This is a genomic window from Bradyrhizobium tunisiense (genome assembly GCF_042263385.1).
Taxonomy (GTDB): Bacteria; Pseudomonadota; Alphaproteobacteria; order Rhizobiales; family Xanthobacteraceae; genus Bradyrhizobium; species Bradyrhizobium tunisiense.
This window is the reverse complement of sequence record NZ_JBHLEV010000008.1, coordinates 1-13,114: the sequence shown is the minus strand read 5'-3', so window position 1 is coordinate 13,114 and position 13,114 is coordinate 1. Positions and strand designations below refer to the sequence as shown.

General features: G+C 62.7%; 9 protein-coding genes. 6 read left to right on the top strand and 3 right to left on the bottom strand.

Features of this window, described 5'->3' with window-relative positions:
* Nucleotides 1–58: 58 nt before the first annotated feature.
* Nucleotides 59–1,228: an MFS transporter gene (locus tag ACFDR6_RS27885; RefSeq protein WP_375860249.1), complete on the bottom strand. Its 1,170-nt coding sequence runs from the start codon at nt 1,226–1,228 to the stop codon at nt 59–61.
* Nucleotides 1,229–1,414: 186 nt separating this feature from the next.
* Here ACFDR6_RS27885 and thrS point away from each other — a divergent pair, with 186 nt between their 5' ends.
* Together thrS and ACFDR6_RS27875 are read left to right on the top strand one after the other, a co-directional pair.
* On the top strand, nt 1,415–3,457 hold the full coding sequence (gene thrS, locus ACFDR6_RS27880) for a threonine--tRNA ligase (protein ID WP_212092314.1): 2,043 nt from the start codon (nt 1,415–1,417) through the stop codon (nt 3,455–3,457).
* A gap of 93 nt (nt 3,458–3,550) precedes the next feature.
* The gene (locus ACFDR6_RS27875; protein WP_375860248.1) at nt 3,551–4,114 is read left to right on the top strand and encodes a nitroreductase family protein; all 564 of its coding nucleotides are present in this window, start codon (nt 3,551–3,553) and stop codon (nt 4,112–4,114) included.
* 31 nt (nt 4,115–4,145) lie between these two features.
* Here ACFDR6_RS27875 and ACFDR6_RS27870 read toward each other — a convergent pair whose 3' ends face one another.
* Nucleotides 4,146–5,009: a LysR family transcriptional regulator gene (locus ACFDR6_RS27870; protein WP_249153806.1), complete on the bottom strand. Its 864-nt coding sequence runs from the start codon at nt 5,007–5,009 to the stop codon at nt 4,146–4,148.
* Between the two features lie 216 nt (nt 5,010–5,225).
* On the opposite strand from ACFDR6_RS27870, the gene ACFDR6_RS27865 reads away from it, so the two are divergent.
* From ACFDR6_RS27865 to ACFDR6_RS27845, 4 genes are all read left to right on the top strand, one after another.
* Entirely contained in the window at nt 5,226–5,639 is a 414-nt protein-coding gene (locus ACFDR6_RS27865) for a TadE/TadG family type IV pilus assembly protein (protein WP_317243529.1), read from the top strand.
* A 1-nt stretch (nt 5,640) separates the two neighbouring features.
* The gene (locus ACFDR6_RS36365) at nt 5,641–7,311 is read left to right on the top strand and encodes a pilus assembly protein TadG-related protein (RefSeq protein ID WP_212092317.1); all 1,671 of its coding nucleotides are present in this window, start codon (nt 5,641–5,643) and stop codon (nt 7,309–7,311) included.
* A gap of 136 nt (nt 7,312–7,447) precedes the next feature.
* Entirely contained in the window at nt 7,448–8,920 is a 1,473-nt protein-coding gene (locus ACFDR6_RS27850; RefSeq protein ID WP_375860247.1) for a methyl-accepting chemotaxis protein, read from the top strand.
* A gap of 248 nt (nt 8,921–9,168) precedes the next feature.
* Entirely contained in the window at nt 9,169–10,437 is a 1,269-nt protein-coding gene (locus ACFDR6_RS27845; RefSeq protein ID WP_375860245.1) for a serine hydrolase domain-containing protein, read from the top strand.
* Here the strand turns inward: ACFDR6_RS27845 and ACFDR6_RS27840 are convergent.
* Nucleotides 10,423–12,885: a putative bifunctional diguanylate cyclase/phosphodiesterase gene (locus tag ACFDR6_RS27840; RefSeq protein ID WP_375860242.1), complete on the bottom strand. Its 2,463-nt coding sequence runs from the start codon at nt 12,883–12,885 to the stop codon at nt 10,423–10,425. The two genes, ACFDR6_RS27845 and ACFDR6_RS27840, sit on opposite strands and share 15 nt — an antisense overlap.
* Nucleotides 12,886–13,114 lie beyond the last annotated feature (229 nt).

Below are 13,114 nucleotides of genomic sequence, written 5' to 3'. Positions count from 1 at the left end.
GTTCTAACGCTCCCGCGCGCGGTTTGCCAAGCACCTTGCACATGCGAAACCGCGAGATTCAGGCCGCTGCGGCAGCGGACCGGGGCCGGGTCAGGATCAGCAGGATCAGCGCCACCGCGACGAAACCGACCGCGACGAAGCCGAGCGTATGCAGGAGTTCGCGGGCGAACAACAGTCCGCCGATGGCAGAGCCGACCGCCTGGCCGATGTAGAGGACGGAGGTGTTGAGCGCGACGGTCGCCGATGCCAGCGGCGGCGCGGCAGCGACCAGCCGCACCTGCTGCATCGAATTGGTCGACGCAAAGCCGAGGCCCCAGATCGCGACCCCGCACGTCATGAAAGCAAGCGTGCCCGCACCGAGCGCCCAGCCCGTGATCCCGGTCAATAACAAGCAGGCGAACAGCAGCGAGGTGCGATAAGGGCCCCAGGTGTCGACGATGCGGGTGGCGATGACGACGCCGAGGAAACCGCAGACGCCGTAGAGCGCGAACACCGTGCCAATCGCATCGGGGCCGGCGCCGGTGAGCTTGTTGAGCAGCGGGCCCATGAAGGTGAACACCACGAACTGACCCGACATTTGCAGCATGGTGATCGCAAGCAGCAGCAGAATCGTCCTGTTGCCGCCGACCTCGCGCCAGGTCTTCAAATCCACCGGCGCGCCCTTCAGGCCCGCCGGAAGCCGCAGCAGCAACAGCACGAAGCTGATGCAGCCGAGCACTCCGATTTCGCCATAGGCCGCGCGCCAGCCATAGCGGCTGGCGATGAAGGTGATCAGCGGAAGGCCAACGGCAGCAGCGAGCGACCAGCCGAGAAAGATATAGGCGATGGTGCTGCCCCGCCGCTCGGCCGGCACGATCAAGGCCCCCGTGCCGGCGGCCTGCGGCGTATAGAGTGCGCCGACCGCGAGCATCACGAGACGAATGACGAGGAGGCTGGTGTAGTCGGGCGCAAAGGCCGAGGCGAGATTGCCCAAGGCAAGCACCGCCAGCGTCGTCGTGAGCAACGTCCGACGTTCGATGCGACTGGTCAGCCAGGCCGTCAGCGGCGAGCCGATGCAGAGCGTCACCGCGCCGAAGGTGATCAGCAGCCCGGCTGCATGAATGCTGACGTCGAGCCCGCCCGCCAACTCCGGCAGCATGCCCGCCGGGGCCAGCACGGAGCAGCCGGTGACGAGATTGCCAAGCATCAGGGCGGTTGGCGCGAAACGCCGGGCGCGCGCATTTTCCATGCAGGTGCATGTAGCGCGGGCCCGGCACCCGTTAAAGGCCGCCGCTCGAAATAGTTGGTGCACCGTCCCGGCTTTTGCGCGCCGATTTCTTGGAATTGCCGGATTGCGCAGGCCGAATCGCCTGATATATCGCTCGTTCCCGCTTACCTGCGCTCGTTCGCAGGAGTGAGCCTCAGGAGAAAAGCAATGACCGACCAGCCCAAATCCGAGTCCGGCTTCCAGTACAGCCTCTCCAATCTGAAGCCCGTGACCCCCGCCGCTAAAGTCACCCTCACCTTCCCCGACGGCGCCCAGCGCCAGTTCGACCACGGCATCACCGGCCTCGACATCGCCAAGGGCATCTCGCCGTCGCTGGCCAAGCGTACGGTTGCGATGGCGCTCGACGGTGTGCTCACCGATCTCAATGACCCGATCGAGGCCGACGCCAAGCTCGAGCTCGTCAACCGCGACGACCCGCGCGCCCTCGAATTGATCCGCCACGACTGCGCGCACGTGCTGGCCGAAGCCGTGCAGACGCTGTGGCCGGGCACGCAGGTCACCATCGGTCCGGTGATCGAGAACGGCTTCTACTACGACTTCTTCCGCAACGAGCCGTTCACCCCGGAAGACTTTGCCGCGATCGAGAAGAAGATGCGCGAGCTCATCGCGCGCGACAAGCCTTTCACCAAGGAGGTCTGGGACCGCGAGAAGACCAAGCAGGTATTCCGCGACAAGGGCGAGGCGTTCAAGGTCGAGCTGGTCGACGCCATTCCCGGCAGCGAGCCGATCAAGATCTACTATCAGGGCGACTGGTTCGACCTCTGCCGCGGCCCGCACATGACCTCGACCGGCAAGGTGGGCAACGCCTTCAAGCTGATGAAGGTGGCCGGCGCCTATTGGCGCGGCGACAGCAACAATCCGATGCTGACCCGCATCTACGGCACGGCCTTCGCCAAGCAGGAGGACCTCGACGCCTACCTCAGGCAGATCGAGGAAGCCGAAAAGCGCGACCATCGCAAGCTCGGACGCGAGCTCGACCTCTTCCACTTCCAGGAGGAAGGTCCGGGCGTCGTGTTCTGGCACCCGAAGGGCTGGACCATCTTCCAGCAGCTCATCGCCTATATGCGCCGGCGCCTGACCGGTGATTACAGCGAGGTCAACGCGCCGCAGATCCTCGACAAGGTGCTGTGGGAGACCTCGGGCCATTGGGGCTGGTATCGCGAGAACATGTTCGCCGCGCAGTCGGCCGGCGACGAGGCCGAGGACAAGCGCTGGTTCGCGCTCAAGCCCATGAACTGCCCGGGTCACGTGCAGATCTTCAAGCACGGCCTGAAGAGCTACCGCGACCTGCCCTTGCGCCTCGCCGAGTTCGGCGTGGTGCATCGCTACGAGCCTTCCGGCGCCATGCACGGCTTGATGCGCGTGCGCGGCTTCACTCAGGACGACGCGCACATCTTCTGCACCGAGGACCAGCTCGCCGCGGAATGCCTGAAGATCAACGACCTGATTCTGTCGACCTATGCGGACTTCGGCTTCACCGGCGACCTCACCGTGAAGCTGTCGACCCGGCCGGAGAAACGCGTCGGCACGGACGCGATGTGGGATCATGCCGAACGGGTGATGGCGACCGTGCTGAGCACGATCCAGGCGCAGAACAATCACATCAAGACCGAGATCAATCCGGGCGAAGGCGCCTTCTACGGACCGAAGTTCGAATACGTGCTGCGCGACGCCATCGGCCGCGACTGGCAGTGCGGCACCACGCAGGTCGACTTCAACCTGCCGGAACGGTTCGGCGCGTTCTACATCGACCATGACGGCGGCAAGAAACCGCCTGTCATGGTGCACCGCGCGATCTGCGGCTCGATGGAGCGCTATATCGGCATCCTGATCGAGCACTATGCCGGCAACTTCCCGCTCTGGCTGTCGCCGGTGCAGGCGGTGGTCACCACCATCACCTCGGAAGGCGACGAGTACGCCAAGGTGGTGATGGAACAGGCGCGGCGCGCCGGGCTGCGGGTCGAGATCGACCTGCGCAACGAAAAGATCAACTACAAGGTCCGCGAGCATTCGCTGGCCAAGATCCCCGCATTGCTCGTGGTCGGCAAGAAAGAGGCCGAGACACATTCGGTCTCGGTCCGCCGCCTCGGCAGCGACGGCCAGACGGTGATGACGACCGCCGAAGCCATCGCCGCGCTGGTCGACGAGGCGACGCCGCCGGACGTCCGGCGGATGCGGGAAGCGGGCTGATCCCTGAAATCGATCTAAATTCGCTTCCGGTTGCGGGCGTGCATGCTTATCTCGGCATGGCACGCCCGACGACGAGCTGAAGAGGATATTGCAGTGCCCGACGCCATCGAACTCCTGAAGACCCGCCGCTCGGTCAAGCCGCGCGAGATGACCGGCCCTGGCCCTTCGCCGGCCGAGCTCGAGACGATCCTCACCATTGGCGCGCGCGTGCCCGATCACGGCAAGCTCGCGCCCTGGCGCTTCATCATCTTCGAGGGCGATGCCCGCCAGCGCGCCGGCGAGGTGATCGCGAAGGTCTTTGCGCGGAAGAATCCCGGCGCGCCCGCGGCCGACGTCGAGGTCGAGCGCAAGCGCCTCACCGACGCGCCGCTGGTGATCGGCATCGTCAGCTTCACCAAACCGCATCCGAAAGTGCCGGCGTTCGAGCAGGAATTGTCGGCGGGCGCCAGCGCCATGAACATCGTCACGGCCGCGACCGCGCTCGGCTACGGCGCTTGCTGGCTGACCGGCTGGTTCTCCTTCGATCGCGACGTGCTCGACGGACTCGGCCTCAAGCCGGACGAAAAGCTCGCCGGCTTCGTCCATATCGGCACGCCGACCAAGCCCAGCGACGACCGTCCGCGACCCGATCTGTCCACTATCGTGACCAAATTCTAGGGCCGGAAAGTCTGCTTCCAAGGCCGACGATTTATTTCGGCTCGAAGAACAACGACGTCAGCTGCTTCGTGAGTTCAGCCATGAGCGCGTTGCCGGGATTCGTTCGAACGCACATGATCCGGCGTATGGGAGGCAGTTCAGGAAGATAATAATCCTTAGCGACGACCACCGTGCCCGGCACCTTGCTGGCAGGGACGGCGGTGAACCCCATGCCAGCTTCCACCGCTCGTAGCTTCACTTCGAAATCGGGGCTGCTGAAAACAATCCGGTAAGAAATTTCGTGACGTTCGAGCGTTCGCACCATCCAGTCGTCTCCGGGCCAAGTCAGGATCGGAATGGGAGATCCCGGACTTACCACAAACTGCTTCGCCCTGACCCAGACGAGCGGCTCGTCATCTGCCGCTACTATCATTTGGCGAAGATCGCCATCCATGCGTTGATGATCAAACAAGCAGGCAATATCGAGATACCCCTCGATCAAGGCTTTGGCGAGGGTGCCTGACTGGTCGACCTGGATGAAGATGCCAGAAAGGCTACCAACTGACTGTGGTGCCTTGAAAAAATCGGTCGCGAAGAGCGAATTGAGGCCCAGCTTGACCGGCTGCGAGCGCTCAGTATTGCCGGACAGTCTCATTAACTGGTCATTCGCCTCGATCATCCGCCTGGCTTGTTGCAGCGCAAGCCTGCCGAGGTCGCTGAGAGTCGTACCGGTTGAACTCCGCTCAAACAGCGGTCCTCCCACGAGATTCTGAAGCCTTTTCATCTGTGAACTGATCGCCGGCTGGCTCAAGCCCAACAGTTCACCGGCCTTCGAAAGGCTCCCGGTTTCGGAGATCACAATCGCGGTACGCACGATTTCTGTTGGGATATTTACGTGCCTCTTGCGGTGATTCATTTAATCAAAATCCCCTTTAAGATATTTAACCAATGGTTGCTTCTCTTACGGCATACCCCCCCTGAAACGTTGATGTGCCACAACACTTTTATGGGCCCATAGATTCTTGGAGGCCCAAAGCTTGCAATGGTATCCGCAAATTTACGGAACAAAGCATACAATAACCCGTAACGAGCATGCTCCCATCCTCAGCCACAACAAAGGGTTGAGGTTGACATGCTTAGATTCGTGCTCTGCCTACGTGGCGCTTCCGCCGTCGAATTCGCTCTGATCACTCCTCTCTTTCTGTTGATGCTGTTCGGGATCGTCATCTTCGGTGGCTATCTGACGATGGTCCACGGAGTCCAGCAGCTCGCCGCGGAAGCCGCGCGGTCTTCGGTCGCTGGAATCTCCGACAGCGAACGCAACACGATTGCGACCGGTTACGTCTCTGCACACGCTTCGACCTACCCTCTGCTGGATCCCGGTAAGCTTGCCGTCAGCGCGGCTCCATCGAGCAGCGCCGCAAACGTGTACGTGGTGACCGTCACATATGATGCGTCCGGCAGCATCGTTTTCGCCCTTCCACTCGTACGGGCTCCCACATCAACGATCATTCGGTCCGCCGCCATTCCCTACGGAGGGTTCTAGGATGAAATTGGCTCGGCACCTCCTGTTTCGGTTCGCCTCTGACGATCGCGGCAACGTTGCAATCATCGGAGCGAGTATGATGACGCTGGTCATCGGCTGTGCGGCCCTGGGCGTCGATGTCGGCTCGATCTTTGCCGACAGGCGCAAAGCTCAGAGCGCAGCGGATCTTGCCGCGATCGTCGCCGCTGGCAATCTGAACAATGCGACGAATGCCGCCTCGGCAACTGTCGTACGCAACAACTATCCAGCGAAAGCGCTGGTCAGCGTCGAGCTTGGAACCTACGCGCCGAACGCTGCCGTAGCGCCGGACAAACGCTTCGTCACGCCGGCAACCGGCGCTCCGACGGCCGCGCGCGTCACTCTCGAAACAAAGACCCCGCTTCATTTTGCCCGTTACATCACCGGTTCGAGCGAATACACGATCAGGACGTCAGCAACGGCATCGAGCACGGCACTCGCTTCATTTGCGATCGGCTCACGCCTGCTTGCGGTGAACGGCGGGCTGATCAATGCCGTGCTTGGATCGATGCTGGGCACAAACCTTTCACTTACGGCAATGGATTATCAGGCACTCGCGAACGCGCGGATCGATGCGTTCGATTTCCTTTCTGCGCTCGCCACCCGCGCCAGCGTGACTGGCCCCACTTACGACAATGTCTTGACCGGCAACATCAAGATGGCCGATCTCATTACGGCAATGTTGGCGACGCAACAGAGTACGAATGGCAACAACGCGGCCACGATCACTTTGTCGAATATAGCGCAAGCAATCTCGGGACAGTCAACCCGGATTGCCCCGGGATCGCTTCTGAATCTTGGGCCTTACGGCAGCCTCGCCGTTGGCCAGAAGCCCAAGATCGGAGTCAGCCTCTCGCTCTTGAACCTGCTGTCCGGCGCTGCCGCAGTAGCGAATGGGACCAATCAGATCGCAACCAGCGTGAACCTCAACCTGCCGGGCATCACGCAAGTTTCCGTGGTCGCCACGATCGGTGAACGTCCTGTGGGCTCGGGCTGGTTCGCCGTCGGCGCGCAGGGAGCGAGCGTCCACACGGCTCAAACGCGCGTCCTGATTACGATCCAGCTCGCCGGCAGCGGCGGAATTCCCGCTGTCAACCTGCCGATCTATGTCGAAGTCGCGGCAGGTACGGCCACGCTGTCCGCCATCTCCTGCGGACGACCCGACATCAGCAGCACGACTGTATCGCTCGGCGTCACCCCGGGCGTCGTCGATGCATGGGTCGGCAATGTCACGATAGCCGACATGACCAATTTCAGGACCAAGCCAAATCCTCCGCCCGCTACGTTGCTCAGCGTAGCCGGCGTAAGCGTCACTGGGCGCGCGCATGCTGAAATAAGCAACTCCACCGCAAAGCAGGTCGATTTCACCTACTCTGACATTCAGGCCCAGACGATCAAGACAGTCACGACGACGAACTTCACCTCTTCGCTGATGTCGAGCCTGCTCAGGGACATGAGTCTGACGGTCACGTCGGGTCCTCTCGCGCTTCCTCTACCGGGCGTCGGGTCGACAGTCGCCAACATTCTCTCCGGCGCTACCAGTTCGATTGATCAGATACTCGCAGGCACGCTTGCTGCGCTCGGCGTCGGTATTGGGCAAGCGGACGTATGGGTTTCCGGCGTCAGATGCGACGGTGCCGTGCTCGTCAATTGACCCAGTGCCGCGATCCAATTCAGGCACCGCACGATCATTGTAGCAAGTTGCGTTGAGTCATTCCGCAATTCGGAATTGGCCAGTCCTGGCCCGATGTCATCTTAATTTGAACGTTCTCAACTGGGGGTCTTAAAACATGCTTTCCCGTTTCAAATCTGACAGCTCGTTCGGTCTGCTCGACCGGATGCCGATCAGCGTGATGATCTGCGAGATGACAGATTTCAAGATCATTTACCTGAATGAATCGACGAGGAACAATCTCAAGAAAATCGAACACGTGCTGCCCGTCAAAGTCGACGCCCTGATCGGCCAATCGATCGACATCTTCCACAAGAATCCCGAGCACCAGCGACGACTTCTGTCCGATCCCAAAAATCTCCCGCACCGGGCCCGCATCACCATTGGCGGCGAGACGCTCGATCTCACCGTGACCGCCATGATCGATGCGCGCGGCCGCTACACTGGCCCGATGCTCACTTGGGAGCTTGCGACTGAGAAGGCCAAGCTCGAAGCCGAGACCGAACGGCAGTTGCAGATGCTCGACAACATGCCGCTCAATATCATGATGTGCGACACCAATTTCAATATCACTTACGTCAACAAAACCAGTGTCAAGACTCTCACGCCTCTGCGGCACCTGCTTCCGGCCGCCCCGGACGAGCTCGTCGGCAAGTCATTTGACATCTTCCACAAGAACCCACAGCACCAACGTCGCATCGTCGGCGACCCGACCCGCCTGCCCCACGCCGCCAAGATCAAGCTGGGACCCGAGACTCTCGACTTGCGCGTTTCGCCCCTGTACGACCGGAAGGGCAACTACACCGGAGCGATGCTCAACTGGTCCGTCGTCACAACCAATGTGCGGCTTGCGGATGATTTTGAACGCGACGTGAAGAGCCTGGTGGGCACACTGGCTTCCGCCTCATCCGAGATGCAGGCGACTGCGCGGTCGCTGTCCTCCACCGCCGAGTTTGTCAGCCAGCGATCCGCTGGAGCGGCATCGGCTTCCGAGCAACTCAGCTCCTCCGTGAACGAGATCAGCAGGCAAGTTGCCGAGGCGAGCAAAGTCGCAAGGGTGGCGGTCGAAGAGGCGGAAAAGTCCGATCAACTCGTCTCCGGCCTGGTGAAAATGGCACAGAAGATCGGCGACGTGGTGGCCCTCATCAGCCAGATTGCCGGTCAGACCAACCTCCTCGCACTGAACGCAACAATCGAATCCGCGCGGGCCGGCGAGGCTGGCAGAGGCTTCGCCGTCGTTGCATCGGAGGTGAAGGCACTTGCAAGCCAAACGGCCAAGGCGACGGAGGAGATCGGCGCCCAGATCAACGAGATGCAATCCGCGACAGGCAACACGGCCGGAGCGCTGAAGGCGATTTCCCAGACCATCAATCGCATAAGCGAGATCAGCACGGCAATCGCGAGTGCGGTCGAGCAACAAGTCGCGGCCACCAAGGAGGTTTCGACCAATATCAGCAGCACCAACCAGGCCGTCGGCGACACAAGCGACGCAGCGGGGAATGTTCTGACCGCCTCCGGCAGCCTGGCCAAGAATGCATCCGCGTTGGAGGTTCAAGTCGATAAATTCCTCGCGAGCGTTCGCGCTATGTAGCCGGAGCTCCAACTGCACCATTGAGGCCGGAACGATCTGCTGGTCGAGCGGCCGGAGTACCTTCGGTTGGCGAGATGCCCGGCGATGTCAGCCTCGATCCGGACGAGAGCTCGCCCGGGTCGTCCATGTCTGCCAGCCCATCAGCCGAGCAAGACCGTCCGCGCCGAATCGTGACACGATTTTAATCGGAGTCTTGTTGACGCGTTCGACGTCTTGCGGCTTTGTTCCCGAGCAGGGAGGAAGCCCGGATGAGACGTCGTGATTTTCTGGTCGGAGCCGCGCTGCTCGCCGGCTCGATGGCGCGAAGCCGGGCCGCCGACATCCCCGCCCCCTCGTCCGCGGGGCTCGACCGCATCACGGCCTTCTTCGACAACGAGGTCACGAGCGGCCGGCTGCCCGGCGCCGTCATCCTGGTGCAGCAGCACGGCAAGCCGGTCTATCTCAAGACGTTCGGCGTGCGTGACACCCGAACCGGCCTTGCCATGACGCCGGACACGATCTTCGCCATCCACTCGATGACCAAGCCGATCACGTGCCTCGGCGCGATGATGCTGATCGACGACGGCAGGCTTGCGCTGACCGACCCCGTGTCGAAATACGTCCCGCTGTTCGCCGAGACCAAGGTGGGCCGCGAGGTTACCCTGCCCAACGGCACGGTGGAGCTGGACCTCGACCCACCGGACCGCCCCGTCAACATCGAGGATCTGCTGCGGCATACTTCGGGCATCAGCTACGATTACATCGGCAGCGAATGGGTCGAGCACGCCTACAAGATGGCCAACATTTTCGCGGGCCCCTTCAACAACAGGGAATTCGCCGATCGCATCGCCAGGCTGCCGCTGGCGCGGCAGCCTGGAACGCTGTGGCGCTACGGCCATTCCACCGACGTGCTCGGCAGCGTCATCGAGATCATCTCCGGCCAGACGCTGTATCAGTTCCTGAAGCAGCGCATCTTCGATCCGCTCGGCATGAGCAGCACCAAATTCGCACTGACGACGGAGGACGAGCTGGCGCGGATGGCGCGACCGCTGCCGAACGATTTCATCCTGCTCGCCGGCGAGCGCGAGCGTCTCGACCATCCCGAATGGCAGTCCGGCGGCGGCGGCCTGCTCTCGACCATCACCGACTATCAGCGATTTTCGCAAATGCTCCTCAACGGCGGCGAATTCGAGGGCAAGCGCTACCTGAGCCCCGCCGCGTTCAAGGCCATGACGACCGATCATATCGGGCCAGGCTCCGGCGTCGGACGCGATTACTTCTATTACCCGGGCGACGGCTTCGGCTATGGCTACGGCCTTGCGGTGCGGACCGATCCGGGCAACGCAAAACCGCCGCCGCCGGGCTCGCTCGGCGAGTTGAAATGGGACAGTGGCAGCGGCACCTATTTCGGCGTCGATCCCAAGCTCGACATGGTCTACCTCATGATGCAGCAGACCCAGAACGAGCGCGGCCGCATCACACCCGCGTTCAAGGCGCTGGTCTACGACTGCTACCCCGAGGGGCTACGCCGCCCGTGAGGCGCGCTGGCCGAAATCTGCGAGCAGCTTTGCGATCTCGCCGGCGGGCCGCGCCGCGCTGAACAGAAAACCCTGCACCTCGTTGCAGCCTTCGGCGCGGAGCCAGTCGAGCTGATCCTCCGTCTCGACCCCTTCGGCGGTCGTGGTGATGTTGAGGCTGCGGCCGAGGCCCGAGATCGCGCGCACGATCGCACCGCAATCGGGCCGCAGCGCCAGATCCTTGACGAAGGAACGGTCGATCTTGATCTTGTCGAAGGGAAAGCTGCGCAGGTAGCTGAGGCTGGAATAGCCGGTGCCGAAATCGTCCATGGAAATGCTGACGCCGAGTTCGCGGAGCTGGTGCAGGATGGCGAGATTGGCATCGGTCTCGGCGAGGAAGATCGACTCGGTGATCTCGAGCTCGAGCCGCCTCGGCGACAGGCCTGACTGCGCCAGGGCCGAGATCACGACCTGAACCAAATTGCGGCTGCGGAATTGCGCCGGCGACAGATTGACCGCGACCTTGACGTCGGCAGGCCATTTGACCGCCTCGGCGCAGGCTTCGCGCAGCACCCACTCCCCCAACTGGGTGATCAGTCCGATGTCCTCTGCGACCGGGATGAACTCCGCCGGCGAGATCATGCCCTTGTCCGGATGACGCCAGCGCAGCAGCGATTCGAAGCCGGAGATGCGGTCGGAGGCGATCGACACCAGCGGCTGGTAGTGCAGCTCGAACTCGCCATTGGCGAACGCGCGGCGCAGATCGAGCTCCATGTCGCGGCGCTTCTGCGCCTGGAGGTCCATCTCACGCTCGAAGAAATGGTGCACGCTGCCGCCGTCGGACTTGGCCCGGTACAGCGCCATGTCGGCGTTTCGCATCAACTCTTCCGGCGTCGTGCCGTCACCGGGCGACAGCGCGATGCCGATACTGGCGCCGATCACCATCTCCTGACCGTCGAGATCATAGGGCGCCTTCAGCATGTCGATCAGCAGGCCTGCGCAGGCGCTGGCCTCGTTCGGCGAGACGTCGGCCGCAAGGATCACCGCGAACTCGTCGCCGCCGAGCCGGGCCGCCAGATTGGCGCCGCGGACCGCGTTGGTCAGGCGTTCGGCCACCTGCTTGAGCAGGCGGTCGCCCACGGGATGACCGAAGGAATCGTTGATGTTCTTGAACAGGTCGAGATCGATGTAGAGCACGCCGACGCGCTTGTCCCCCGCCTGGTCCAGGGCCTGCTTCAGACGCTCCTGGAAATATTCGCGATTCGGCAGGTCGGTGAGCCCGTCATGGTGGGCCATGTGCGCGATGCGCGCCTCGGCCTTGCGCCGCTCGGTGATGTCGACCACCGCGACCAGATAGCCGTCGCGACCGTCGAAGGCGACGCGGCGGCCGAAGGTGAGCACTTCGATCTCGCTGCCGTCGGCGCGCAGGTGCCGCCAGTTGCGTGAGGAATGATAGGCATCGCCGACGCGTTCGAGCGCCTCGGCGTGGCTGTCCCACTCGTCTTCCGGCCAGATCTCATGCAGCTTCATGCGCAGGAAGGTGGCGCGGCTGTAGCCGTAATGCTGGACCGCGGCATCGTTGACGCCAAGAAATTCCTTGGTCCGCGCGTCGAACACCCACATCGGCATGGGATTGCTGTCGAACAGCAGGCGGAACGAGGCATCGCGCCGCTTCAAGGCGGTAACATCGGAGATCGTCAGCGAGACCACGTCGGCGAAAGCCGTGGCGCCGAGGCGAAGGTGCCGGCCCTCGCTCTCGATCTCGAGCTGCTCGCCGCGGCCGCCCGCGACGGCCTTGAGCAGGAAGTCCATGACGTCGGGCAAGGCCAGCAGCGGGGTCCCCTCGCCAATTCGCCGCCACAACAGGCTTTCGCTCGCAACCTTCAGCATTGCGCCCGCGCTGTTGTTGTGATGCACGATCTGTAGATCGAACGGCTTGCCCCCGGCATCGCGCAAGACGGCCAGCGAGACCACCGCGTCGTCGGTGGAAGCGAAGATCGCGTCCAGCAGATTGTACTGCGCGCCGCGCTCGTTGACATAGGCGCCGACCAGCGTGGAGCCCCAGCGCGAGGCCGTCGGCAACGCCAGCACGTCGTAGGTCCGCACCATGCCGTCGCGCACGCAATGTGCGCTGGCCTGATGCGGTCGTCCCTTGGCAAGCGCGCTCGTCGCCGCTTGCGACAGCGCTGTGGCGCAATCCGGCGACAGTTCGGCGACGGGGATATCCCAGCGCTCGTCGCCGAGCCATTTCTGCACGTAGCGTCCGCTGCGCGACAGTTCGAGCGCGCCGTCGTTCCTCAGCAGCGCGATGTGATCGGCGAGCCGTCCGAGACTGCCGAGCATCACATCCTCGTAGCGTGGCAGCCGATCGCCGGGCCTCAGCGCGGCACGCCATTTGCGCTGAAGCACCGGAATGTCGTCGAACATTTCGGCGGCCGGTTTTCCCGACACTTTCTTCGCGGTATTCATGGCAGTCCCCAACGCACTTTCCCGCCGCATCCAATGCAGGCGCACTTAACGACATGTAAAAAGCGCGGGGGTCCGGGTTCCATTCGGCGATTATGACAGTTTTAAGTCGGGCGTTGGTTAGTGCGCGTTAGACACTATGACGGTCGTGCGAAGGCGATACGGGCGTGTCCCGGACGCGCTGCAGCGTTCTTACGCTGCTGCGCAGAGCGGGACCCAGCAGGCCACGGAG

Bases quoted from the DNA above. Each gene is read 5' to 3' on its own strand.
- ACFDR6_RS27885 (WP_375860249.1), bottom strand. From the start codon at position 1,228: ATGGAAAATGCGCGCGCCCGGCGTTTCGCGCCAACCGCCCTGATGCTT.
- thrS (WP_212092314.1), top strand. From the start codon at position 1,415: ATGACCGACCAGCCCAAATCCGAGTCCGGCTTCCAGTACAGCCTCTCC.
- ACFDR6_RS27870 (WP_249153806.1), bottom strand. From the start codon at position 5,009: ATGAATCACCGCAAGAGGCACGTAAATATCCCAACAGAAATCGTGCGT.
- ACFDR6_RS27865 (WP_317243529.1), top strand. From the start codon at position 5,226: ATGCTTAGATTCGTGCTCTGCCTACGTGGCGCTTCCGCCGTCGAATTC.
- ACFDR6_RS36365 (WP_212092317.1), top strand. From the start codon at position 5,641: ATGAAATTGGCTCGGCACCTCCTGTTTCGGTTCGCCTCTGACGATCGC.
- ACFDR6_RS27850 (WP_375860247.1), top strand. From the start codon at position 7,448: ATGCTTTCCCGTTTCAAATCTGACAGCTCGTTCGGTCTGCTCGACCGG.
- ACFDR6_RS27845 (WP_375860245.1), top strand. From the start codon at position 9,169: ATGAGACGTCGTGATTTTCTGGTCGGAGCCGCGCTGCTCGCCGGCTCG.
- ACFDR6_RS27840 (WP_375860242.1), bottom strand. From the start codon at position 12,885: ATGAATACCGCGAAGAAAGTGTCGGGAAAACCGGCCGCCGAAATGTTC.